At 51.5% G+C, this 20,337-nt stretch carries 32 protein-coding genes and 1 pseudogene; 3 read left to right on the forward strand and 30 right to left on the reverse strand.

Annotated features, from left to right (window positions below; translation table 11 throughout):
* Positions 1 to 11: 11 nt before the first annotated feature.
* Positions 12 to 236, reverse strand: a pseudogene (gene brnA, locus Q8W24_RS16895) (type II toxin-antitoxin system BrnA family antitoxin).
* A gap of 246 nt (positions 237 to 482) precedes the next feature.
* On the opposite strand from brnA, the gene Q8W24_RS07405 reads away from it, so the two are divergent.
* The 3 genes from Q8W24_RS07405 to eutB all read left to right on the forward strand — a co-directional run bounded on the left by Q8W24_RS07405 (position 483) and on the right by eutB (position 5,903).
* Entirely contained in the window at positions 483 to 1,853 is a 1,371-nt protein-coding gene (locus tag Q8W24_RS07405; protein WP_305474914.1) for a M17 family metallopeptidase, read from the forward strand.
* 400 nt (positions 1,854 to 2,253) lie between these two features.
* Positions 2,254 to 3,690: an ethanolamine ammonia-lyase reactivating factor EutA gene (locus tag Q8W24_RS07410; protein WP_303434742.1), complete on the forward strand. Its 1,437-nt coding sequence runs from the start codon at positions 2,254 to 2,256 to the stop codon at positions 3,688 to 3,690.
* 2 nt (positions 3,691 to 3,692) lie between these two features.
* Complete coding sequence (eutB, locus tag Q8W24_RS07415; protein WP_303434741.1) at positions 3,693 to 5,903, forward strand: ethanolamine ammonia-lyase subunit EutB; 2,211 nt, start codon at positions 3,693 to 3,695, stop codon at positions 5,901 to 5,903.
* Between the two features lie 157 nt (positions 5,904 to 6,060).
* Here the strand turns inward: eutB and rplQ are convergent, their stop codons facing one another.
* The 29 genes from rplQ to Q8W24_RS07560 form a co-directional block, all read right to left on the reverse strand.
* The gene (gene rplQ / locus Q8W24_RS07420; protein WP_303434740.1) at positions 6,061 to 6,468 is read right to left on the reverse strand and encodes a 50S ribosomal protein L17; all 408 of its coding nucleotides are present in this window, start codon (positions 6,466 to 6,468) and stop codon (positions 6,061 to 6,063) included.
* A 31-nt stretch (positions 6,469 to 6,499) separates the two neighbouring features.
* Positions 6,500 to 7,501, reverse strand: coding sequence for a DNA-directed RNA polymerase subunit alpha (gene rpoA / locus Q8W24_RS07425; RefSeq protein ID WP_303434739.1), 1,002 nt, complete (start codon positions 7,499 to 7,501; stop codon positions 6,500 to 6,502).
* A 21-nt stretch (positions 7,502 to 7,522) separates the two neighbouring features.
* A complete protein-coding gene (gene rpsD, locus Q8W24_RS07430) occupies positions 7,523 to 8,143 on the reverse strand; it encodes a 30S ribosomal protein S4 (RefSeq protein ID WP_303434738.1) in 621 nt (206 codons plus the stop codon).
* A gap of 12 nt (positions 8,144 to 8,155) precedes the next feature.
* Positions 8,156 to 8,545, reverse strand: a complete 390-nt coding sequence (gene rpsK / locus Q8W24_RS07435) for a 30S ribosomal protein S11 (protein ID WP_094059483.1) — start codon at positions 8,543 to 8,545, stop codon at positions 8,156 to 8,158.
* A 79-nt stretch (positions 8,546 to 8,624) separates the two neighbouring features.
* Positions 8,625 to 8,981: a 30S ribosomal protein S13 gene (gene rpsM, locus Q8W24_RS07440; RefSeq protein WP_303434737.1), complete on the reverse strand. Its 357-nt coding sequence runs from the start codon at positions 8,979 to 8,981 to the stop codon at positions 8,625 to 8,627.
* Between the two features lie 103 nt (positions 8,982 to 9,084).
* The gene (gene rpmJ / locus Q8W24_RS07445; protein ID WP_303434736.1) at positions 9,085 to 9,198 is read right to left on the reverse strand and encodes a 50S ribosomal protein L36; all 114 of its coding nucleotides are present in this window, start codon (positions 9,196 to 9,198) and stop codon (positions 9,085 to 9,087) included.
* Positions 9,199 to 9,218: 20 nt separating this feature from the next.
* Positions 9,219 to 10,547: a preprotein translocase subunit SecY gene (gene secY / locus Q8W24_RS07450; RefSeq protein WP_303434735.1), complete on the reverse strand. Its 1,329-nt coding sequence runs from the start codon at positions 10,545 to 10,547 to the stop codon at positions 9,219 to 9,221.
* Positions 10,547 to 10,981 (reverse strand): 50S ribosomal protein L15, encoded by a 435-nt coding sequence (gene rplO, locus Q8W24_RS07455; RefSeq protein ID WP_303434734.1) that lies wholly within the window; start codon positions 10,979 to 10,981, stop codon positions 10,547 to 10,549. Before rplO ends, secY begins: the two co-directional genes overlap by 1 nt.
* A gap of 1 nt (position 10,982) precedes the next feature.
* A complete protein-coding gene (gene rpmD, locus Q8W24_RS07460; protein WP_303434733.1) occupies positions 10,983 to 11,168 on the reverse strand; it encodes a 50S ribosomal protein L30 in 186 nt (61 codons plus the stop codon).
* A gap of 6 nt (positions 11,169 to 11,174) precedes the next feature.
* Positions 11,175 to 11,699 carry a 30S ribosomal protein S5 gene (gene rpsE / locus Q8W24_RS07465; protein WP_303434732.1) on the reverse strand — a complete coding sequence of 175 codons (525 nt, stop codon included), beginning with the start codon at positions 11,697 to 11,699 and terminating at the stop codon, positions 11,175 to 11,177.
* Positions 11,700 to 11,710: 11 nt separating this feature from the next.
* Complete coding sequence (rplR, locus tag Q8W24_RS07470; RefSeq protein WP_303434731.1) at positions 11,711 to 12,061, reverse strand: 50S ribosomal protein L18; 351 nt, start codon at positions 12,059 to 12,061, stop codon at positions 11,711 to 11,713.
* 10 nt (positions 12,062 to 12,071) lie between these two features.
* Positions 12,072 to 12,605 (reverse strand): 50S ribosomal protein L6, encoded by a 534-nt coding sequence (gene rplF / locus Q8W24_RS07475; RefSeq protein WP_303434730.1) that lies wholly within the window; start codon positions 12,603 to 12,605, stop codon positions 12,072 to 12,074.
* A 9-nt stretch (positions 12,606 to 12,614) separates the two neighbouring features.
* Positions 12,615 to 13,007 (reverse strand): 30S ribosomal protein S8, encoded by a 393-nt coding sequence (gene rpsH, locus Q8W24_RS07480; protein WP_303434729.1) that lies wholly within the window; start codon positions 13,005 to 13,007, stop codon positions 12,615 to 12,617.
* A gap of 77 nt (positions 13,008 to 13,084) precedes the next feature.
* Positions 13,085 to 13,390, reverse strand: coding sequence for a 30S ribosomal protein S14 (rpsN, locus tag Q8W24_RS07485; RefSeq protein ID WP_303434728.1), 306 nt, complete (start codon positions 13,388 to 13,390; stop codon positions 13,085 to 13,087).
* Positions 13,391 to 13,400: 10 nt separating this feature from the next.
* Entirely contained in the window at positions 13,401 to 13,940 is a 540-nt protein-coding gene (rplE, locus tag Q8W24_RS07490) for a 50S ribosomal protein L5 (protein ID WP_303434727.1), read from the reverse strand.
* 18 nt (positions 13,941 to 13,958) lie between these two features.
* Positions 13,959 to 14,273, reverse strand: coding sequence for a 50S ribosomal protein L24 (gene rplX / locus Q8W24_RS07495; protein ID WP_303434726.1), 315 nt, complete (start codon positions 14,271 to 14,273; stop codon positions 13,959 to 13,961).
* Between the two features lie 14 nt (positions 14,274 to 14,287).
* Positions 14,288 to 14,656, reverse strand: a complete 369-nt coding sequence (gene rplN / locus Q8W24_RS07500) for a 50S ribosomal protein L14 (RefSeq protein ID WP_303434725.1) — start codon at positions 14,654 to 14,656, stop codon at positions 14,288 to 14,290.
* 33 nt (positions 14,657 to 14,689) lie between these two features.
* Positions 14,690 to 14,956 (reverse strand): 30S ribosomal protein S17, encoded by a 267-nt coding sequence (gene rpsQ, locus Q8W24_RS07505; RefSeq protein ID WP_303434724.1) that lies wholly within the window; start codon positions 14,954 to 14,956, stop codon positions 14,690 to 14,692.
* A gap of 2 nt (positions 14,957 to 14,958) precedes the next feature.
* Positions 14,959 to 15,150, reverse strand: a complete 192-nt coding sequence (rpmC, locus tag Q8W24_RS07510; protein WP_303434723.1) for a 50S ribosomal protein L29 — start codon at positions 15,148 to 15,150, stop codon at positions 14,959 to 14,961.
* Positions 15,150 to 15,563 carry a 50S ribosomal protein L16 gene (gene rplP / locus Q8W24_RS07515; protein WP_303434722.1) on the reverse strand — a complete coding sequence of 138 codons (414 nt, stop codon included), beginning with the start codon at positions 15,561 to 15,563 and terminating at the stop codon, positions 15,150 to 15,152. Before rplP ends, rpmC begins: the two co-directional genes overlap by 1 nt.
* 12 nt (positions 15,564 to 15,575) lie before the next feature.
* On the reverse strand, positions 15,576 to 16,265 hold the full coding sequence (gene rpsC, locus Q8W24_RS07520) for a 30S ribosomal protein S3 (protein ID WP_303434721.1): 690 nt from the start codon (positions 16,263 to 16,265) through the stop codon (positions 15,576 to 15,578).
* Positions 16,266 to 16,276: 11 nt separating this feature from the next.
* Positions 16,277 to 16,612 carry a 50S ribosomal protein L22 gene (gene rplV / locus Q8W24_RS07525; RefSeq protein ID WP_303434720.1) on the reverse strand — a complete coding sequence of 112 codons (336 nt, stop codon included), beginning with the start codon at positions 16,610 to 16,612 and terminating at the stop codon, positions 16,277 to 16,279.
* Between the two features lie 13 nt (positions 16,613 to 16,625).
* A complete protein-coding gene (gene rpsS, locus Q8W24_RS07530) occupies positions 16,626 to 16,901 on the reverse strand; it encodes a 30S ribosomal protein S19 (protein ID WP_221797397.1) in 276 nt (91 codons plus the stop codon).
* 17 nt (positions 16,902 to 16,918) lie between these two features.
* On the reverse strand, positions 16,919 to 17,746 hold the full coding sequence (gene rplB / locus Q8W24_RS07535; RefSeq protein WP_303434719.1) for a 50S ribosomal protein L2: 828 nt from the start codon (positions 17,744 to 17,746) through the stop codon (positions 16,919 to 16,921).
* Positions 17,747 to 17,758: 12 nt separating this feature from the next.
* A complete protein-coding gene (gene rplW, locus Q8W24_RS07540; protein ID WP_305474915.1) occupies positions 17,759 to 18,055 on the reverse strand; it encodes a 50S ribosomal protein L23 in 297 nt (98 codons plus the stop codon).
* Entirely contained in the window at positions 18,052 to 18,654 is a 603-nt protein-coding gene (rplD, locus tag Q8W24_RS07545) for a 50S ribosomal protein L4 (protein ID WP_303434717.1), read from the reverse strand. Before rplD ends, rplW begins: the two co-directional genes overlap by 4 nt.
* Positions 18,655 to 18,657: 3 nt before the next feature.
* Positions 18,658 to 19,290, reverse strand: coding sequence for a 50S ribosomal protein L3 (rplC, locus tag Q8W24_RS07550; protein ID WP_303434716.1), 633 nt, complete (start codon positions 19,288 to 19,290; stop codon positions 18,658 to 18,660).
* A 95-nt stretch (positions 19,291 to 19,385) separates the two neighbouring features.
* Positions 19,386 to 19,694 (reverse strand): 30S ribosomal protein S10, encoded by a 309-nt coding sequence (gene rpsJ / locus Q8W24_RS07555; RefSeq protein WP_036535225.1) that lies wholly within the window; start codon positions 19,692 to 19,694, stop codon positions 19,386 to 19,388.
* A 211-nt stretch (positions 19,695 to 19,905) separates the two neighbouring features.
* Positions 19,906 to 20,337: EF-Tu/IF-2/RF-3 family GTPase (locus tag Q8W24_RS07560; RefSeq protein ID WP_370693312.1), on the reverse strand; the 432-nt coding region annotated here is incomplete at its 5' end.

Here is a 20,337-nt window from a genome sequence, read left to right on the forward strand (position 1 = left end):
CTGTCCCCTCGCTAACGTATGCCGCTTGCTGCGTCACTTTTAGGCGGCTTGTTAGCAGCTTCAGCTCGTAAACGTTCCACCAGCCAGACTTTAATTATTGATTGCCGAGTAACACCAACTCAAGCAGCTTCACGATCAAGTAACTCAACTACCCATACCGGAAAATCCACGTGAATGCGCTTCGCTTCCTGGTTTACCCGCCGTGAGTTCTTGAGCGTCATGGAAGTCGATACCATGCTTATGGAGATTCGCCAGACTTTTCTGATCATCAAACTCGAAAATGTTCATGAGTATAAATTGTTCCTTTTTTACTCATCATACAAGCCAGGCTGGTGAAGATTGCTAACGCTCGGCTTTGCGGCAAGTTTGGAGCACAGCGGAAAACCAACCACCAACATCGCAGCCCTCGAATTCCCGTTCGATACTGGTTAATCTGGTGAGCAGGTTTACTGTTTCTACTCTTGTTTCTACAGGTTGTTGCCATGTCGATTGTTGCTTCTCTCTCATCCCTTGCCTCTGGGCACGCCACCACGCCACTGACCTTGTTGGCCAAATCCGAATTCGAACCCTGGTTGCAGCAGCAACCTGCGGCCAAAGACTGGCTTGAAGCCAGCCATTATTCCGGAACGGGCACCGCTTTGATCCCGCAACCCCAGGGCGGTTGTCTGGCGCTGTATGTGTGTGAATCTCTGGATGACCCTTTTGCCTGTGGCGAGTTGTCTGCCAGTTTGCCAGCAACGGATTACGTACTGACGGAAGATGCCAGCGCAGAACGCTTGCTGAATATCGCTTTTGGCTGGGGAGTGGGCGCTTACCGCTTTACTCGCTACAAGGAGAACAGCAAGCCCCAAGCCCGGCTGCTGCTCGACGATGCCGGTCTGGTCGATAAGGCCAACCAACAGATCGACGCTATCAATCTGGTGCGAGATCTGGTGAATACTCCGGCTCAGGATATGATGCCGGCACAGCTGTCGGAGGTTACCCGGTCTTTGGCAGAAGAGTTTGGTGGCCGGTTTGAGGAAATTGTTGGCGACGACCTGTTAACACAGAACTACCCCATGATTCATGCCGTTGGCCGCGCCAGTGTGCACTCACCCCGGTTGCTCGATGTGCGTTGGGGTAATCCTGATTCCCCTGCCGTTACTCTGGTTGGCAAAGGCGTCTGTTTTGACAGCGGTGGCCTGAACCTCAAGCCGGGTAACTATATGCGGCAGATGAAAAAAGACATGGGGGGTGCCGCTCATGTACTGGGGCTGGCCCGGATGATTATGTCATCAGGTCTCGATATCCATTTGCGTGTGCTGATTCCTGCGGTCGAGAATGCCGTCAGTGGCAATGCGTTCCGCCCCGGCGATATTCTACCGACTCGTAAAGGCCTGACGGTCGAAATCGATAATACCGATGCCGAAGGTCGTCTGGTCTTGTGTGATGCCCTGGCGGAAGCCGAGTCAGAACACCCTGAGCTGATGATCGACTTCGCCACTCTGACGGGAGCCTGTCGGGTTGCGCTGGGCACTGAGCTGCCAGGGTTTTTCTGTAACGACCGTTCGGTGGCGCGAGCCTTGTCCGATGCCGGGGAAGCCGCAGCAGAGCCGGTATGGCAACTGCCGTTACACAAACCTTATTTTGAATTTATGAAAAGTGAGATTGCTGATCTGGTGAACGGCGCTTCCAGCCCTTATGGCGGCGCGATTACTGCCGCGCTGTATCTGCAAGCGTTTGTTGAGAACACTCCCTGGGTGCATTTTGACATTATGGCCTGGAATCTGCGCAAACTGCCCGGTCGCCCGGTCGGTGGTGAGGCCATGGGCGTACGCGCCGTTTTCCAGTATCTGAACGAACGTTACTCCTAAGCGGCTCCGATACACCGATACCCGGTGCGAGCATTCTGTCCGGGGTTATTCGGGTTATTACGCGCCCTGTAAAAGAGCAACCCGCTCTACTCTGTGCCATTTGTTATGGCACAGAGTACGACTTTCTGGCATTACCGGGCGGTATCTTACCTTGCCAGCCCTGATGCGCTGGTCAGATTGACCTCGCGCCGATGGCAGAATCCAACCGCCAACCTGACCCAAGCCTTTGATATTCAAGCCGTTCTCCCATGTCTGCCACACTGGCTGAGATGTTTTGTATCCTCTACGACCTTTTTGCGGCTCCAACGTCATTTTTCGTCAACTTGGCGTGAGAATTGAATATTCCTTTGGGGAATTTTTATTTCAAGAAGATCCATATATCACAGCAATCAGGACATTTATGACGCCTACCCGACCGGACGCTGTTCGCCTGCTTGGGCTCGATTTCGGCTCCACCACATCCAGTATGATGGTGGCGGAAGTCAGCCTTGGAAAACACAGCGTCAACGGCCGGATGACCTATACCAACCCTGTCCTGATCTATCGCTCGCCAGCCTGCTTTACGCCGTTCAAGAACCAGCAAATCGATACCGATGCCCTGCTACAGCAATTATCACACTGGATGCAGCAGGCTCAGCTGGAACAGTATCCGGCGCACACGGGAGCCGCACTGATCACAGGGCTGGCAGCCCGCAGTGACAATGCCCGGGTGCTCAGTCAGCTGATTGGTGAACGGATTGGTGATGCCTTGATTGCAACTGCCGATGACCCCGGTCTGGAATCCTGGATGGCGTTTATGGGCAGCTGCCAGTTACTGAGCCGTTATCACCATAACCAGCCGGTGCTGAATCTTGATATTGGCGGTGGCACCACCAATCCGGCTTTGGGCCTGTCGGGCGACGTTCAATGCTGCGGTTGTTATTACATTGGCGCTCGCCATTTCCGCTTTGAGCCTGGCAGCTATCGATTAACCGGTCTTTCCCCTTACGGCCGTGAGTTATTGCGGCAGTTGGGTGTCCGCGAGATACCGGCGGTGTTCGAGACTCATCTGTGCCAGCGTATTGTGCAGTGGATGGTGCAGAGCCTTGAGCAGATTGTGCTCGGCAACGAAGCCACCATTGATGATGGTTTCCGCCAGCTGGCACTGCTGAATCCAGATGGGCCACAGCATCATGCCAGCCCGCTGGTGACGTTTTCCGGCGGTGTCGGGGAATTGATTTATCACTTTCTCGATCACGGCAGCTGGCCAGCCACTACCGCTTATGGGGATTTGGGGATTGATCTGGCCCGAGCAATAGTTGCTTCCCCGATTCTTTCACGCTCTTTGTCGGTCCGCCCGGACAGCGCCGGTCGGGCAACGGTATTGGGGCTGACCTTGCACAGCTCTGATATTTCCGGCACCAGTCTTTATATCAGTAACGCGGCGCAACTTCCTCTCACCGATTTGCCGCTGTTATCCCATCTGTCGCTGGATGCCAGTCAGGAGACGATCAATCAGGTCATACGACTGGCTCAGGGCTGCCAACGCGGTGCCGCCATCCGGGTTCGTTGTCTCTCGAGCGAAACGGATTTGCCGCTGATCAAACGGTTTGCCCAGCGGCTGAACCACGCCAGGGATAGCACCTGCTTACTAACACAAACCCCATTGGTACTGTTGCTGGAAAACAACATCGGCAAGACCCTGGGAAATTACCTGAGCAACTGGGGCCAGCGCCCGGAACCACTGCTGGTGATTGATGAAATTCCCGACCGACAGGCACAATTTATTCATGTCGGTCGACCACTGAAACAAGTCATACCAATATCCTTTTTCGGTATGAGTCAGGAGGCTAGCTGATCATGTCTGTTTTTTGTCCAACCCCGACCCAACATATTCATGTCCCTGCGGTGGCAGAGCCCCAAACCTACGATATTTTGTTGATGCAAAAGCGCTATCGCTTTCGCAATCTGGCGCATCTGCTCGGAGCCGCTGACGTCAGCAAGGCCGGAGATCGTATTGCCGGACTGGCCGCCGCGGATGAAATTGAGCGCGAAGCGGCCCGCACCCTGTTGTCTCAACAGACATTGCAGCATCTTTACGATACTCCGCTGACCGATGCCGAAGGCCGCATCGACAGCGTGATGCGGATCAACTACGACATCGATATGGCTATCTTCGCCACCTTGCGCCATATGACGTTAGGGCAGCTGAAGGATTTGATGCTGGCCAGCAAGGGGCCGCGTATCCGGGAACTGGGCACCGCCCTGACTGGCGTAATGGTCGCGGCTGTCACCAAACTGCTCGATGTCCATGAGCTGATCCTTCTGGCCAAGCGCTTGAAGCACGGCGCTTCGGCCCAGGCTCGTACCCGTGTTGGTTTGGCTGGTACCTTGTCTTCACGCCTGCAGCCGAATCACCCGACCGACAATCTCGCCGGGATCAGCTTGCTGACCTACGCCGGGCTTTCCATGGGTGCCGGAGATGCTTTGCTTGGCCTGAATCCGGCGATTGATACTGTTGATAATATCAGCGCCGTTTTACACCACCTCGACAAATTGCGTCGCGAAACCGGAGCGCCAACACAAATTTGTGTGTTGTCTCATATCAAGACCCAAATGGCCTGCCTGCAAGAAGGTGCACCGGTAGAGATCATCTTCCAGAGTCTGGCAGGTACTGAGCGAACACTGACCGATGAATTTGACGTCACTGTCGAGCTGCTGGATCAGGCTTGTGCCTTGATGCAAACCCACGGGCCGCTGCGTGACACCGGGGCCGAGAATGTAATGTACTTCGAAACCGGCCAGGGCAGTGAGCTGACTTACAACAAGCACAATGGTCTCGATATGGCCACCTGTGAAGCCTTGTGTTATGGCCTGGCCCGTCGTTACCGTCCTTTTATGGTGAACAATGTCACTGGCTTTATTGGCCCGGAAACCCATCTCGATAACTTTGAGATGACCTACAGCTGCTTGCAGGATCACCTGATGGGCAAGCTGATGGGCTTGCCGATGGGCATGGCCCCCTGCTTTACCCTGCACTCCCAGGTGACTGCCGAAGGTCAGCAAATGGCAACCGAGTTGCTGGCTGCCGCCGGTGCCAACTTTTTTATGGACGTCTATTTGGGCAACGATCGTATGCTCGCCTACTTTGATACCAGTGGCCATGACGATCAGACCCTGCGCGAGATTCATGAACTCGAGCCTGCACCGGAGTATCTCAGCTGGGCGATGGATAAAGGTATTTTTGTCCGCGATGAAGACGGTGGATTGGAACGTGGCCCCAACTGGGGTAAACCAGAACAGTTCTGTGCATCAGAAAGTGACTACCAACGTTTGCTGGAATCGGTTCCAGCAGCTTATGGCTTTGATAATGCCGGGCCACGACCGAGCAATCAGGTGGCACGAACGCTGAGAAGTAACCAGGCGGTGGCTCGGGAAGCGATCTATGCCGACCTCAACGTCAAACAACTGACGGATACGCTGGGGTTTCGGCAACTGATTACTCGGGCCGACTCCCGGGAAATGCATTTGTCCAACCCGGAAACCGGCTCTTATCTCGATACCCATTGCCGCCTGAGCCTGTCGCCGGAATTTACCGATGTCCAGATTCTGGTTACCGATGGACTCAGCGCCGAAGCCGTACACCACAATATCGAACAGCTGCTACCGGTGTTGCAGGACGGCTTGCAAAGCCGGGGGTATCACTGTGGCCAAACCATCGTATGCCAATACGGCCGCGTCAAGTTGGCTGAAGATATTGGCCGCTCACTGCAGTCGCAACTGGTGATCAACCTGATCGGGGAACGCCCTGGAGGCGATGCCATGGCGTCCAGAAGCCTGTCGGCTTATCTGGCTTATCGGGTGGCTGATGACCAGCGTCCACAAGCCGCGGCTTTCAGTGGTAATCCGGATATTGAGTGGGAATACAGTGTGATTTCCAATATTTATCAGAAAGGATTACCGGCAACGGAAGCCGGTTCGGTAATCGCCGAAAAAGCAATCCAGATTCTGACTCACGGCGCTGCCGGAAATCGTCTTGAATCGCTGTTAAAACCGCATGCTGCTGCCTGATCCAGTCTGCGCTAACTCACTGCGCTGACCCGGTCTGAGCCAGCGCTAGCTGCGCCAGAAAAGGATGTCTGGCTTCAGCAAGTGGCCACTGCCTTGTACAAACAGCAGGCATAAAAAAACCCGCTCGAAAGCGGGTTTTCAGGAAGAACAGCCGATATTACTCAGCTGCATCATCCTTTACTTCTTCAATCTCTTCTGCTTCAACAACTGGACGATCGACCAGCTCTACATACGCCATAGGCGCAGCATCACCAGAACGGAAACCGCATTTCAAAATACGGATATAACCGCCTGGACGAGCTTGGTAACGAGGACCGAGTTCGTTGAACAGTTTACCAACAGCTTCTTTGCTGCGGGTACGAGAGAACGCCAGACGACGATTTGCAACTGAATCTTCTTTAGCCAGAGTGATCAGTGGCTCAGCAACGCGGCGCAGTTCTTTCGCTTTTGGCAGAGTCGTTTTAATGACTTCATGTTCGAACAGGCTCACCGCCATGTTTTTCAACATGGCTTGGCGGTGTGCGCTGGTGCGATTGAAGTGACGACCACTTTTACGATGACGCATGGTTTAATTCCTTACTAACTGAACGCTCAGCTTACGCAAGCACTTTGTCGTCGTTACGGAGGCTGGCAGGTGGCCAGTTCTCCAGGTGCATACCCAACGACAAGCCACGGGAAGCAAGAACGTCTTTGATTTCAGTCAGAGACTTTTTACCCAGGTTAGGAGTCTTCAACAGCTCAACTTCTGTACGCTGGATCAGATCGCCGATGTAGTAAATATTTTCTGCTTTCAAACAGTTGGCGGAGCGGACGGTCAACTCCAAATCGTCGACAGGACGTAGCAGAATCGGATCAATTTCTTCCTCTTCACGTACCTGTTCAACAACTTCATCATTCTCAAGATTGACAAAGATAGCCAGCTGTTGCTGCAAGATGGTCGCGGAACGACGGATCGCTTCTTCCGGATCAATGGTGCCATTGGTTTCCAGATCGATAACCAACTTGTCCAGGTCAGTACGTTGTTCCACACGAGCGCTATCGACGCTGTATGAAACCCGCTTGACCGGGCTGTAAGTGGCATCCAGCTGAAGTTTACCAATTGCCTTGGTTTCCTCATCATTCTGGTAACGAGATTCGACGGTTTCATAACCGCGACCTGAAGCGACTTTGATCGTCATCTTCAGCTCGGCACCTTCACCCAAATGGGCAATGACGTGGTCCGGGTTGACAATGTCAACACCATGATCCAGTTGAATATCGGCAGCTGTAACCGTAGCCGGGCCGGTTTTGGCCAGGGTCAGGTTCGCTTCGTCACGCTCATGCAATTTGACTGCAACGCCTTTCAGGTTCAGCAGGATTTCAATAACATCCTGTTGAACACCTTCAATTGCGCTGTACTCGTGCAATACGCCGTCGATTTCACACTCGACAATGGCCGCACCCGGCATTGATGACAGCAAGATACGACGCAGGGCTGCGCCCAGAGTGTGACCAAATCCGCGTTCCAGAGGCTCAAGAGTGACCTTGGCATGGGTACCGCTAACTTCGTCTACCTGGATGTTACGAGGTGTCAAAAATTCATTAACTGCACGCTGCATAGCTGCCCTTAAGCTCCTCTATTATTTAGAGTAAAGTTCCACGATCAGGTTTTCGTTGATTTCCGCAGGGAGATCAGCGCGTTCCGGAACATTGGTAAAAGTACCTTCCATCTTGCCAGAATCAACAGAGATCCACGCGCAATCGCTACGTTGACCAGCTAATTCCAGAGCAGTCTTGATACGATCTTGCTTGCGTGATTTCTCACGAATAGCAATAACATCGCCAGTTTGCACCTGGTAAGACGGAATATTAACAGTACGTCCGTTAACGGTGACTGCTTTGTGAGAAACCAGCTGACGCGATTCTGCGCGAGTAGAACCAAAACCCATGCGATAAACAACGTTATCCAGACGGGATTCCAGCAATTGCAGCAGGTTTTCACCAGTCGCACCTTTACGGCGCGCTGCTTCTTTGTAGTAGCTACGGAATTGCTTTTCAAGAATGCCGTACAAACGACGAACTTTTTGCTTTTCACGCAGCTGCAAACCATAGTCAGACAGACGACCACGACCTGCGCCATGAACACCTGGCTTGGTTTCAAGCTTACATTTTGTATCGAGTGCGCGAATGCCGCTTTTCAGGAACAGGTCAGTTCCTTCACGACGAGACAGCTTACACTTTGGACCAATATAACGTGCCATAATTCTGCCTCCTTATACGCGACGCTTCTTAGGTGGACGACAGCCGTTATGAGGAATCGGCGTCACGTCTGTGATGTTGGATATTTTGTATCCACATGCATTCAGCGCGCGAACGGCAGATTCACGGCCTGGACCTGGACCTTTAACTTCAACGTCCAGATTCTTCAGGCCATACTCTTTGGCAGCTTCACCAGCACGTTCTGCTGCCACCTGAGCGGCAAAAGGAGTGCTCTTACGAGAACCACGGAAACCAGAGCCCCCGGCCGTTGCCCAGGACAATGCGTTGCCCTGACGGTCGGTGATGGTCACAATGGTGTTGTTAAAAGAGGCGTGGATATGGGCAATGCCATCCACTACCTGCTTTTTAACCTTTTTCTTGGTTGATCTTTGTGGCTTAGCCATTTTTACAATCCTGCTTTTAATATCAACACTGCAACAAGTGAATGCAGCTACACTAAAAGTCCAATCCGGTAATCAGTGATTACTTACGGATTGGCTTGCGCGGACCCTTACGGGTACGAGCATTCGTTTTAGTACGCTGACCGCGAAGAGGCAGGCTACGACGGTGACGAATACCGCGGAAGCAACCCATGTCCATCAATCGCTTGATGTTCATTTGTACTTCACGACGCAGATCGCCTTCGACCGAAAACTTAGCAACTTCATTACGGATAATGTCCAGCTGGTCTTCGCTCAGAGAACCAATTTTGGTGCTCTCAGCAATGCCTGATGCGGCACAGATTTGCTGGGCAGTGGTCTTACCAATGCCAAAAACATAGGTCAGAGAAATCACTGCATGCTTGTTGTCAGGAATATTGACACCGGCAATACGGGCCATGTCTAACTCCGTTACACTTACTTGATGAAAGGGCGCGAGATACTACAAGTAGCTTGCCGTAAATGCAAGCTACTTGTTAACCACACCCGCCATGCCAGGAGAATTAACCCTGACGTTGTTTGTGCTTGGGATCTGAACAGATCACGCGCACACTGCCGTTTCGACGAATGATTTTACATTCACGGCACATTTTTTTAACAGACGCACGTACTTTCATGACAGTCTCCTAAAATGGTCTCAGCGATTAGCTGAGCCCATATTTTTCAAGTTCGCTTTCTTCATCAGGGATTCATACTGATGCGACATCAGATGAGATTGCACCTGCGCCATGAAATCCATAACCACCACCACTACGATCAGCAGTGATGTACCGCCAAAGTAGAAAGGTACATCGGCTGCTACCACCAGAAACTGGGGCAACAGGCAGACGGACGCAATATAGAGGGAACCAAACAGAGTCAGACGACCCAGCACGGTATCAATATACTTGGCAGTTTGAATTCCGGGACGAATCCCTGGAATGAAAGCACCGGACTTTTTCAGGTTCTCGGCCACATCTTTCGGGTTAAACATCAACGCCGTATAGAAGTAACAGAAGAAAATAATACCGGCAGCAAACAATACGATATACAGCGGCTGGCTAGGAGCCAGGGCCAGGCTAATGTCCTGTAGCCATTCCATACCTTCGCCTTGACCAAACCATTGCCCCAGGGATGCCGGGAACAACAGCAGGCTTGAAGCGAAAATCGCAGGAATAACACCCGCCATATTCAGCTTGAGTGGCAGATGGCTGCTTTGAGCACCCATCATTTGACGGTTGCCCATCTGGCGCTTGGCATAGTTGATGGTGATGCGGCGCTGTCCCCGCTCAACGAAGACAACAAACGCGATAACCGCGACTGACAAAGCAGCGATAACCAACAACAACAGGATATTCAAATCGCCCTGACGAGCAGATTCAAACGCCTGACCAACCGCACTTGGCAATCCAGCAACGATACCGGCAAAAATCAGAATGGAAATACCATTACCAATACCACGTTCCGTTACCTGTTCGCCCAGCCACATCATAAAGACGGCACCTGCCACGAAGGAAGGTACTGCTGCGATATAAAAATCGATACCAGAAGAGAAGGTGACACCCTGCCCCGCCAGCCCTGCTGACACACCGAACGATTGGACGGTAGCCAGCAAGACTGTGCCGTAGCGGGTGTACTGGGTAATCTTGCGACGTCCCGATTCACCTTCCTTCTTGAGCTGCTCAAGCTGAGGGCTCACCGCCGTCAGCAATTGCATGATAATGGACGCGGAAATGTACGGCATGATACCGAGCGCAAGAATACTCATACGCTCCAGGGCGCCGCCGGAAAACATGTTGAACATTTCCAGGATGGTGCCCTGATTCTGTTCAAACAACCGAGCTAACGCGTCCGGGTTAATCCCTGGTACCGGAATATGGGTACCAATCCGATATACAACAATTGCCAAGAGTACAAACCGGATCCGAGAGAATAATTCTCCCAGACCCTTGTTCATTCCTTGTGGTTGTGAGCCTTGAGTAGCCATTAGTCTTCGACCTTACCGCCTGCTGCTTCAATGGCAGCGCGAGCGCCTTTAGTGACTTTCAGACCTTTAACAGTCACAGCCTTGCTGATTTCGCCAGACAGGATAACGCGACCTTCTTTGAACTTGTCGCCTATCACGTCTGCTGCTTTCAGTGCTGCCAGATCGACAACATCGCCCTCAACCAAAGTCAGTTCGTTGAGACGAATCTCGGCAACGTACTGGGCTTTGCGTGAAGCAAAACCAAACTTTGGCAAACGACGATGGATCGGCATCTGACCACCTTCGAAACCTGGTGCAACGCTGCCACCTGAGCGAGACTTCATGCCCTTGTGACCACGACCACCGGTTTTGCCCAAACCAGAACCGATACCACGGCCAACGCGCTTGCGCGTCGGCTTGGAACCAGGAGCTGGACTCAATTCATTGAGGCGCATATTACTCCCCTTCAACCTTAACCATGTATTGAACTTGGTTGATCATGCCGCGAATGGATGGTGTATCTTCCAGTTCAACAGTATGACCAATGCGACGCAGGCCCAGACCTTTCATGGTTTCGCGGTGCTTTGGCAATTTGCCAATAGTGCTGCGAGTCTGGGTAACCTTTACAGTTTTCTTTTCCATATCGAATTACCCCAGAATTTCTTCAACAGTCTTGCCGCGTTTTGCAGCCACCTCTTCAGGTGACTTCATTTGCGCAAGACCATTAAAGGTTGCACGAACCACGTTATTCGGATTGGTAGAACCGTAGCACTTGGCCAGTACGTTCTTGACGCCAACCATCTCCAGTACTGCACGCATCGCACCACCGGCAATAATACCGGTACCTTCAGATGCTGGCTGCATATAAACCTGTGCACCGGAGTGACGGGCTTTGATTGGGTACTGAAGTGTGCTGCCATCCAGCTGCACTGTGATCATGTTGCGCTTGGCTTGTTCCATGGCTTTTTGAATTGCCATTGGAACTTCACGGGACTTACCGCGACCGAAGCCAACACGACCATTACCATCGCCAACCACTGTCAGAGCAGTAAAGGCGAAAATACGACCACCTTTTACTACTTTGGCTACACGGTTAACCTGAACCAGTTTTTCCTGGAATTCACTTTCTGAGCGATCGTTGTTGCGATCGTTATTACGTTCGTTATTTGCCATGATCTTTACCCTTAGAATTCGAGGCCGTTTTCACGAGCCGCGTCAGCCAGAGCCTTGATGCGACCATGGTATCTAAAACCGGAACGATCGAAAGCGACCTTGGTAATACCGGCGGCTTTTGCACGCTCAGCAATCAACTGACCCACTTTCGTGGCAGCACTGACGTTACCAGTTAAATCGTTACGCAGATCTGCTTCTACTGTAGAAGCCGTTGCAAGGACGCTAGCGCCATTGGCAGCGATGATCTGAGCATAAATGTGTCGAGGTGTACGGTGTACACACAGGCGAACCGCGCTTTTTTCACGGATATTTATCCGGGTTTTCTGGGCACGGCGCAGACGAGCTTTTTTCTTCTCATTCATGGCCTAGACCTTACTTTTTCTTGGCTTCTTTACGACGAACAATCTCGTCAGCGTAACGAACACCTTTACCTTTATAAGGTTCAGGAGGACGGTAACCGCGAATTTCAGCGGCGATCTGTCCGACAACTTGTTTGTCGACACCTTTGATTACAACTTCCGTCTGGCTTGGTGTTTCACAAGTCACGCCTTCAGGCAGTTCATAATCAACCGGGTGGGAGAAGCCCAGGGACAGGTTCAGAGTTTTGCCAGAAGACTTGGCACGATAACCAACACCTTGCAAAACCAGTTTCTTTTCAAAGCCAACACTTACACCGGTAACCATATTGTTTACCAGAGCGCGGAACGTTCCCGCCAGAGCATTGGATTGCTTGTCATTCTTTTTCGGAGCGAACTTCAGTTCATTCTCTTCTTGCTGAATATCCACAGCAGTGTGGATAGCCAGTTCCAAGGAACCTTGTTTGCCCTTAACAGAGATCTTGTCAGCGGCCAGTGTAATTTCAACACCAGTCGGGATCTGTACAGGAGCCTTAGCGACGCGTGACATGGTATCCCCTTAAAATACAGTGGCGATAACTTCACCACCGACACCCGCAGCACGGGCGGCGCGGTCAGTCATGACGCCTTTCGAGGTGGATACAATGGCTACGCCCAAACCTGCCTCAACTTTCGGCAGTTGTGCGGAGCCCTTGTACTGACGCAGACCAGGGCGTGATACACGCTGGATGCGTTCAATAACTGGCTTGCCTTCGTAGTATTTCAGATCGATAGTCATAACCGGTTTGGTTGACTCTTCTACTGAAAAACCACTGATATAGCCTTCTGCTTCCAGAACCTGGGCAACAGACGCCTTCATTTTTGAAGACGGCATGCTCACATTCGTATGACCAGCTTGCTGGGCATTACGAATGCGGGTGAACATGTCCGCCAACGTATCTTGCATACTCATTTATATTACCTCTGTTGTGCAGCGGCCTTCAGGCAAAGCCGGGAGCTTATTGCTCCGGCCTTGCATAAAGGGTGTGCTTACCAACTCGCCTTTTTCAGACCTGGCACGTTACCTTTCATTCCCTCTTCACGCAGTTTGATACGTGAGAGTTTGAATTTGCGGTAAACACCGTGCGGGCGGCCCGTTATTTGACAACGACGCTGCTGACGGCTCGCTGATGAATCGCGAGGCAGTTTTTGCAGTGCCTGTTGTGCATTCCAGCGTTCTTCGTCAGAAGAATCCTGGTTACTAATGATTGCCTTGAGTTCAGCACGCTTGGCAGAATATTTCTCTACCAGCTTTTCACGCTTTAACTCACGCTGCTTCATGCTGATTTTAGCCATGATTAACTCCTCAGTTACGGAACGGGAACTGCAGCGCTTTAAGCAAAGCACGGCCTTCTTCGTTGGTTTTGGCTGTGGTTGTGATGGTCACATCCATACCGCGAATCTTGTCTACTTTATCGTAGTCAATTTCCGGGAAAATGATCTGTTCTTTCACACCCATGCTGTAGTTGCCGCGACCATCAAAGGACTTACCGTTAATACCACGGAAGTCACGTACACGAGGCAGTGAGATATCGATCAGACGATCCATAAATTCCCACATACGGTCGCGACGCAAGGTCACTTTACAACCAATCGGCCAGCCTTCACGAACCTTGAAGCCCGCGACAGATTTACGTGCCTTGGTAACAACCACTTTCTGGCCAGCAATCAGTTGCATATCTGCAACTGCGCTGTCCATCAGTTTCTTGTCGCCCAGTGCTTCACCAACACCCATGTTCAGGGTGATTTTGGTGATTTTAGGCACTTCCATAATGTTCTTGTAACCAAACTCTTCTTGCAGCTTGGCTACTACTTCTTGTTTATACAGTTCTTCTAAACGTGACATAGCAGTATCCAGCTCCAATTAGGCGTCGATTACATCGCCTGAGGATTTGAAGATACGTACCTTTTTCTCACCGTCAACCTTGAAGCCAACACGATCGGCTTTTTCAGTTTTAGGGTTCCAGATGGCCACGTTGGAAGCCTGAATACCGGCTTCGCGCTCGATGATGCCACCTGGCTGTTGCAGGTACGGGTTAGGCTTCTGGTGTTTTTTCACCATGTTAACGCCGGTAACGATCAGACGGCCATCTTGCTGTACCTTTTGAACGGTACCGCGTTTGCCCTTGTCTTTACCTGCGATAACAACCACTTCGTCTTTACTACGGATTTTCAACATTTGCATTCCCTCCCTTAGAGCACTTCAGGTGCTAGGGAAATGATCTTCATAAACTTCTCTGAACGAAGTTCACGAGTCACCGGGCCAAAGATACGCGTACCGATTGGCGACAAGGATGCGTTCAGAAGAACCGCAGAGTTGACGTCAAAGCGGATAATTGAACCATCTGCGCGGCGAATACCTTTGCGGGTACGCACTACAACAGCGTTCATTACCTGGCCTTTTTTAACTTTACCGCGAGGAATTGCTTCCTTAACGGACACTTTAATCAAATCACCGATGCCGGCATAACGACGATGCGAACCGCCCAGTACTTTGATGCACTGGACACGCTTTGCGCCGCTGTTATCGGCAACGTCTAGCATGGTTTGAGTTTGGATCATGCCTCTCGCTCCTTAACTGACTCTACCTGGCGATTAAACCTTGGCAGCGCGCTCGTCGATAGTTACCAACGCCCATGTCTTGTTTTTAGACAGTGGGCGTGACTCTTGTACTGTAACGGAATCGCCAATCTGGCATTCGTTATTGGCGTCGTGCGCCATAATCTTGGTAGAACGTTTCACGAACTTTTTATAGATCGGATGCTTTACAAAACGCTCAACCCGGACAGTGATGGACTTGTCCATCTTGTTGCTCACGACACGACCACTCAGGGTACGAACGGATGTTGTGTTCTCAGTCATGATCATTCACCTGCCTTGCTTGCCAGCACAGTTTTAACGCGAGCAATGTCGCGGCGGGTTTGACTCACCAGGTGAGTCTGGCCCAACTGGCCGGTCGCTTTTTGCATACGCAACTTAAATTGTTCGCCTAACAGTTCTAACAGCTGAGATTTCAGCTCAGCCACTGATTGTTCTTTCAGTTCACTTGCTTTCATCACAGCACCGTCCGTTTAACGAATACAGTATCGAAAGGCAGCTTGGCCGCAGCCAGAGCGAACGCTTCACGCGCCAACTCTTCAGGCACACCTTCCATCTCGTAAAGAACACGACCTGGCTGAATCTGGCATACCCAGTATTCAACGTTACCCTTACCTTTACCCATACGAACCTCGAGAGGTTTTTCTGTAATAGGCTTGTCCGGGAACACGCGGATCCAGATCTTGCCGCCACGTTTCACCTTACGGGTCATCGCACGACGTGCTGCTTCAATTTGACGCGAAGTCAGACGACCACGGCCGGTAGCTTTCAGCGCATATTCGCCAAAGCTGACCTTGGAGCCACGAATGGCCAAGCCACGGTTACGGCCGGTCTGGACTTTGCGGAATTTGGTACGTTTTGGTAACAACATAACTCAATCCCCTTATGAACGACCGGATTTCTTCTTACCCTGGCTTTTGGCGCGCTCTCGTACCTCTTGGATACCGCCCAGAATCTCCCCTTTGAAGATCCAGACTTTAACGCCAATAACACCGTAGGTAGTGTGTGCTTCGTAAGTTGCGTAGTCGATGTCGGCACGCAGTGTGTGCAGAGGCACACGTCCTTCACGATACCACTCGGCACGAGCAATCTCAGCTCCACCCAATCGGCCGCTCACCTGGATCTTGATACCTTCAGCACCACCACGCATGGCGTTCTGAACGGCGCGTTTCATCGCACGGCGGAACATAACTCGACGTTCCAGCTGGCTAGCAACGCTCTGGGCAACCAGTTTGGCATCCAGATCAGGTTTGCGAACTTCTTCAATATTGATGTGTACCGGAATACCCATCACTTCGCTCAGGTCCTTACGCAGAACCTCAACGTCTTCACCTTTTTTGCCAATCACAATACCTGGGCGGGCAGTGTGGATGGTGACTTTGGCGTTTTGTGCAGGACGCTCAATGACGACCTTGCTGACTGATGCCTTTTCCAGGCGCTTTTCGATCATGGATCGAACAGCAATGTCAGTCAGCAGATTGTCGGCGTACTTATCCTTACCGGCATACCAGATCGAATTATGATCTTTGACGATGCCCAAACGGATACCGGTTGGATGAACTTTCTGACCCATCTGACCAACTCCTATTTTTCTGAAACTTTCACAGTGATGTGACAAGTGCGCTTGAAGATACGATCCGCGCGGCCTTTCGCTCGAGGGCGAATACGCTTCATGGTCATACCTTCATCAACGAAGATCGTGCTGACATTCAGCTCATCTACGTCAGCGCCATCATTGTGCTCAGCGTTGGCGATGGCAGATTCCAGAACTTTCTTGACCAGTTCAGCACCCTTTTTGGTACTGAAAGTCAGAATTTCCAGAGCTTCATCCACTTTCTTACCGCGGATCTGGTCTGCGACCAGGCGCGCTTTTTGAGCGGACAAGCGAGCACCACGTAAAACAGCGGCTACTTCAGACATACTTCACCCCTTCTTAGCGTTTGGCTTTCTTATCCGCTACGTGACCCTTGTAAGTCCGAGTCAGCGCGAATTCGCCCAGTTTATGTCCAACCATGTCTTCAGTGACGAAAACAGGCACGTGTTGTTTGCCGTTATGTACAGCGATGGTCAGCCCCACGAAATCCGGGAAGATAGTGGAGCGGCGAGACCAGGTCTTGATCGGACGCTTGTCGTTCTTCTCAAGAGCGGCCTCTACCTTCTTCATCAAGTGATGGTCAATAAATGGACCTTTTTTCAATGAACGTGGCACAGTTCAATCCTCTCTAGTTATTTCGCAGAACGACGGCGTACGATCAGATGGTCGGTACGCTTATTCTTACGAGTCTTGTAGCCTTTGGTTGGTACACCCCAAGGAGAAACAGGATGGCGACCACCAGAGGTACGACCTTCACCACCACCATGTGGGTGGTCCACTGGGTTCATTACCACACCGCGAACGGTAGGACGAACACCACGCCAGCGCGTTGCACCAGCTTTACCCAGTTCACGCAAACCGTGCTCGGCATTGCCAACTTCGCCCAGAGTGGCACGACAGTCAGACAGAACCTTGCGCATTTCGCCGGAGCGCAGACGCAAGGTGCAGTAAGTGCCTTCACGGGCAACCAGCTGTGCAGATGTACCCGCGGAGCGAGCGATCTGACCACCTTTACCAGGCTTCAGCTCGATGTTGTGAATAACGCTACCAACCGGTACGTTACGCAGTGGCATTGCAGAACCTACTTTAATAGGTGCGTGCTCGCCAGAGACGATTTCATCACCGGCACTCAGACCTTTAGCGGCCAGAATGTAGCGACGTTCACCGTCTGCGTATTTCAGCAGGGCAATGTTCGCGCTGCGGTTCGGATCGTATTCCAGACGCTCAACAACAGCAGGAATGCCATCTTTGTTGCGTTTGAAGTCGACGATACGATAGTGATGCTTATGACCACCGCCAATGTGACGAGTGGTAATCCGGCCATTGTTGTTACGACCACCGGACTTGCTGTTCTTTTCAAGCAGAGGAGCAAAAGGTTTACCCTTGTGCAGCTCTTTATTCACGACTTTAACGAGATGGCGACGGCCAGCTGAAGTCGGTTTAGTTTTCACCAATGCCATGACTTGAGCTCCTTATTCCGCGTCAGCGAAGTCGATGTCCTGACCGGCGATCAGGCGAACATATGCTTTACGCACATCGTTACGCTTGCCCATACCGCGTGCAGTACGCTTGGTTTTGCCTTTAATGTTGACAACCTGTACTGACTGAACTTTTACTTCAAACAGGGCTTCAACGGCTTGTTTGATTTCTGGCTTGGTAGCATCAGGAGCCACACGGAAAACATACTGTCCGTGTTTTTCGGCAACCCAGGTTGCTTTTTCAGAAATCTGAGGTGCAATCAGCACCTTGTAAAGGCGTTCACGGATCATGCGTAAGCCTCCTCAAGTTGTTTCAAGGCTTGCACTGTCACCAGGACTTTCTCGAATGCAATCAGGCTCACTGGATCGATCGCTGATGCTTCGGTCACGCCTACATGCGGAACGTTACGAGCGGCAAGATACAGCTTCTCGTCAAGATCCTCAGAGATGATCAATACGTTGCTCAGGTCCAGATCATTCAGCTTGGCAACAAACTCTTTGGTCTTATGGCTTTCAACGCCAAAGGAGTCTGCAACCACCAAACGGTCTTGACGAACCAGCTCGGACAAGATGACCTGCATGGCTGCGCGGTACATTTTCTTGTTCAGCTTTTGATCAAAATCACGTGGTTTGGCAGCAAATGTAACACCACCAGAACGCCAGATTGGGCTGCTTGAAGTACCCGCACGAGCACGGCCAGTTCCTTTTTGACGCCAAGGCTTGATACCGCCACCGGCGACTTCAGAACGAGTCTTTTGTGCTTTGGTACCCTGACGGCCACCTGCCATATAAGCAGTGACCACCTGGTGAACCAGGGCTTCGTTAAATTCGCGGCCGAAGGTAGTGTCAGAAACAGCTACCGCATTGCCTGCGTTAGTTTTCAGTTCCATCGCTTACCCCTTCGCCTTAACAGCTGGTTTCACAATCACGTCAGAACCTGGAGCACCAGGAACCGCGCCTTTAACCAGCAGCAGGTTGTTTTCCACGTCAACGCGTACGACTTCCAGGCTTTGGGTGGTCTGTTGTTCAGAACCCATATGACCAGCCATTTTCTTGCCTTTCCAGACACGACCAGGAGTCTGACACTGGCCGATAGAGCCAGGTGCGCGGTGTGACAAGGAGTTACCGTGGGTAGCATCCTGAGTACGGAAGTTCCAACGCTTTACGCCGCCTTGGAAACCTTTACCTTTCGTGGTACCAGTAATATCAACTTTCTGACCCGCTTCAAACTGGGTCACCAGAAGTTCGTCACCGGTACTGAAAGATTCTTCAGTACGGAACTCAATAGCGCCTCGACCAGCTTCGACATTTGCTTTCGCAAAATGACCGGATGCCGGTTTGGAAACGCGTGACGCTTTCTTAGCGCCAAAAGTAACCTGAATTGCACTGTAGCCGTCAGTATCGACGGTTTTTACCTGAGAGACGCGGTTTGGCGTTACTTCCAGGACAGTAACAGCAACAGATTGACCTTCTTCGGTAAAGATACGAGTCATGCCCGCTTTTTTACCGACAATACCAATTGCCATTTTAATTACCTCTCGTGTACGGGGCTTGGACCCACTATGGCCGCCTGACATTAGGCGTTACACAGAGCACTGTGTAAGGTTAAGCCTTTTATCTCTTAACCAAGACTGATCTGAACTTCCACTCCGGCAGCCAGATCCAGTTTCATCAGCGCATCAACGGTTTTTTCTGTTGGCTCAACAATGTCGAGCATGCGCTTGTGCGTACGGATTTCGTACTGATCGCGCGCGTCTTTGTTGACGTGCGGAGAGACCAGAACGGTAAAACGCTCTTTACGGGTAGGCAGTGGAATAGGTCCACGCACCTGAGCGCCCGTACGTTTGGCGGTATCGACAATTTCCTGAGTCGAAGTATCGATCAGGCGATGGTCGAAAGCCTTTAAACGGATACGGATTCGTTGGTTCATTACCAAACTCCAAGATTATGTGCAGAGCTCGCTTTCACCCCCAATTCAAGGGGACGCGAATTGTATGCGGCTGTACAAAAAGTGTCAACCGACAAAAATAAAAATGCCACAAAGCTGTGGTGAGACAGGAATACTTTTCGGCAGGATAAAAGCCCCGACAGAGGGGGCTTCTATTCAAGGTCGACATGATGTCGACCTTAAACGTCTGATCTTACTCGACGATTTTGGCTACAACACCAGCACCAACGGTACGACCACCTTCACGAATCGCAAAACGCAGACCTTCGTCCATGGCGATTGGCGCGATCAGGGTAACGGTCAGTTGCACGTTGTCACCTGGCATAACCATTTCAACGCCTTCTGGCAGTTCACATGCACCGGTTACGTCCGTAGTACGGAAGTAAAACTGTGGGCGGTAACCTTTGAAGAATGGCGTGTGACGACCACCTTCATCTTTGCCCAGCACGTATACTTCTGACTGGAACGTAGTGTGAGGCGTGATAGAACCTGGCTTGGCCAGTACTTGTCCACGCTCAACTTCGTCACGCTTGGTACCACGCAGCAGAACACCAACGTTCTCACCAGCACGGCCTTCGTCCAGAATCTTGCGGAACATCTCAACGCCAGTACAGGTCGTTTTGGT

This window comes from Oceanobacter sp. 4_MG-2023 (assembly GCF_030689165.1).
GTDB lineage: Bacteria > Pseudomonadota > Gammaproteobacteria > Pseudomonadales > Oceanobacteraceae > Oceanobacter.

What these genes read in the sequence shown, in the direction of transcription:
- rplF (WP_303434730.1), bottom strand. Translation starts at nt 12,605, where the DNA reads ATGTCACGCGTCGCTAAGGCTCCTGTACAGATCCCGACTGGTGTTGAA.
- rpsD (WP_303434738.1), bottom strand. Translation starts at nt 8,143, where the DNA reads ATGGCACGTTATATTGGTCCAAAGTGTAAGCTGTCTCGTCGTGAAGGA.
- rplB (WP_303434719.1), bottom strand. Translation starts at nt 17,746, where the DNA reads ATGGCATTGGTGAAAACTAAACCGACTTCAGCTGGCCGTCGCCATCTC.
- rplC (WP_303434716.1), bottom strand. Translation starts at nt 19,290, where the DNA reads ATGGCAATTGGTATTGTCGGTAAAAAAGCGGGCATGACTCGTATCTTT.
- rpoA (WP_303434739.1), bottom strand. Translation starts at nt 7,501, where the DNA reads ATGCAGCGTGCAGTTAATGAATTTTTGACACCTCGTAACATCCAGGTA.
- rpsH (WP_303434729.1), bottom strand. Translation starts at nt 13,007, where the DNA reads ATGAGTATGCAAGATACGTTGGCGGACATGTTCACCCGCATTCGTAAT.
- Q8W24_RS07405 (WP_305474914.1), top strand. Translation starts at nt 483, where the DNA reads ATGTCGATTGTTGCTTCTCTCTCATCCCTTGCCTCTGGGCACGCCACC.
- rplW (WP_305474915.1), bottom strand. Translation starts at nt 18,055, where the DNA reads ATGATCCGTGAACGCCTTTACAAGGTGCTGATTGCACCTCAGATTTCT.
- rplQ (WP_303434740.1), bottom strand. Translation starts at nt 6,468, where the DNA reads ATGCGTCATCGTAAAAGTGGTCGTCACTTCAATCGCACCAGCGCACAC.
- rplE (WP_303434727.1), bottom strand. Translation starts at nt 13,940, where the DNA reads ATGTCACGTTTAGAAGAACTGTATAAACAAGAAGTAGTAGCCAAGCTG.
- rplX (WP_303434726.1), bottom strand. Translation starts at nt 14,273, where the DNA reads ATGTTGAAAATCCGTAGTAAAGACGAAGTGGTTGTTATCGCAGGTAAA.
- Q8W24_RS07410 (WP_303434742.1), top strand. Translation starts at nt 2,254, where the DNA reads ATGACGCCTACCCGACCGGACGCTGTTCGCCTGCTTGGGCTCGATTTC.
- rpmJ (WP_303434736.1), bottom strand. Translation starts at nt 9,198, where the DNA reads ATGAAAGTACGTGCGTCTGTTAAAAAAATGTGCCGTGAATGTAAAATC.
- rpmC (WP_303434723.1), bottom strand. Translation starts at nt 15,150, where the DNA reads ATGAAAGCAAGTGAACTGAAAGAACAATCAGTGGCTGAGCTGAAATCT.
- rpsE (WP_303434732.1), bottom strand. Translation starts at nt 11,699, where the DNA reads ATGGCAAATAACGAACGTAATAACGATCGCAACAACGATCGCTCAGAA.
- rpsJ (WP_036535225.1), bottom strand. Translation starts at nt 19,694, where the DNA reads ATGAACCAACGAATCCGTATCCGTTTAAAGGCTTTCGACCATCGCCTG.
- rpsK (WP_094059483.1), bottom strand. Translation starts at nt 8,545, where the DNA reads ATGGCTAAGCCACAAAGATCAACCAAGAAAAAGGTTAAAAAGCAGGTA.
- rpsC (WP_303434721.1), bottom strand. Translation starts at nt 16,265, where the DNA reads ATGGGTCAGAAAGTTCATCCAACCGGTATCCGTTTGGGCATCGTCAAA.
- rplN (WP_303434725.1), bottom strand. Translation starts at nt 14,656, where the DNA reads ATGATCCAAACTCAAACCATGCTAGACGTTGCCGATAACAGCGGCGCA.
- rplV (WP_303434720.1), bottom strand. Translation starts at nt 16,612, where the DNA reads ATGTCTGAAGTAGCCGCTGTTTTACGTGGTGCTCGCTTGTCCGCTCAA.
- rpmD (WP_303434733.1), bottom strand. Translation starts at nt 11,168, where the DNA reads ATGGAAAAGAAAACTGTAAAGGTTACCCAGACTCGCAGCACTATTGGC.
- rplD (WP_303434717.1), bottom strand. Translation starts at nt 18,654, where the DNA reads ATGGAACTGAAAACTAACGCAGGCAATGCGGTAGCTGTTTCTGACACT.
- secY (WP_303434735.1), bottom strand. Translation starts at nt 10,547, where the DNA reads ATGGCTACTCAAGGCTCACAACCACAAGGAATGAACAAGGGTCTGGGA.
- rplP (WP_303434722.1), bottom strand. Translation starts at nt 15,563, where the DNA reads ATGTTGTTACCAAAACGTACCAAATTCCGCAAAGTCCAGACCGGCCGT.
- eutB (WP_303434741.1), top strand. Translation starts at nt 3,693, where the DNA reads ATGTCTGTTTTTTGTCCAACCCCGACCCAACATATTCATGTCCCTGCG.
- rplR (WP_303434731.1), bottom strand. Translation starts at nt 12,061, where the DNA reads ATGAATGAGAAGAAAAAAGCTCGTCTGCGCCGTGCCCAGAAAACCCGG.
- rplO (WP_303434734.1), bottom strand. Translation starts at nt 10,981, where the DNA reads ATGCGCCTCAATGAATTGAGTCCAGCTCCTGGTTCCAAGCCGACGCGC.
- rpsN (WP_303434728.1), bottom strand. Translation starts at nt 13,390, where the DNA reads ATGGCTAAAATCAGCATGAAGCAGCGTGAGTTAAAGCGTGAAAAGCTG.
- rpsQ (WP_303434724.1), bottom strand. Translation starts at nt 14,956, where the DNA reads ATGACTGAGAACACAACATCCGTTCGTACCCTGAGTGGTCGTGTCGTG.
- rpsM (WP_303434737.1), bottom strand. Translation starts at nt 8,981, where the DNA reads ATGGCCCGTATTGCCGGTGTCAATATTCCTGACAACAAGCATGCAGTG.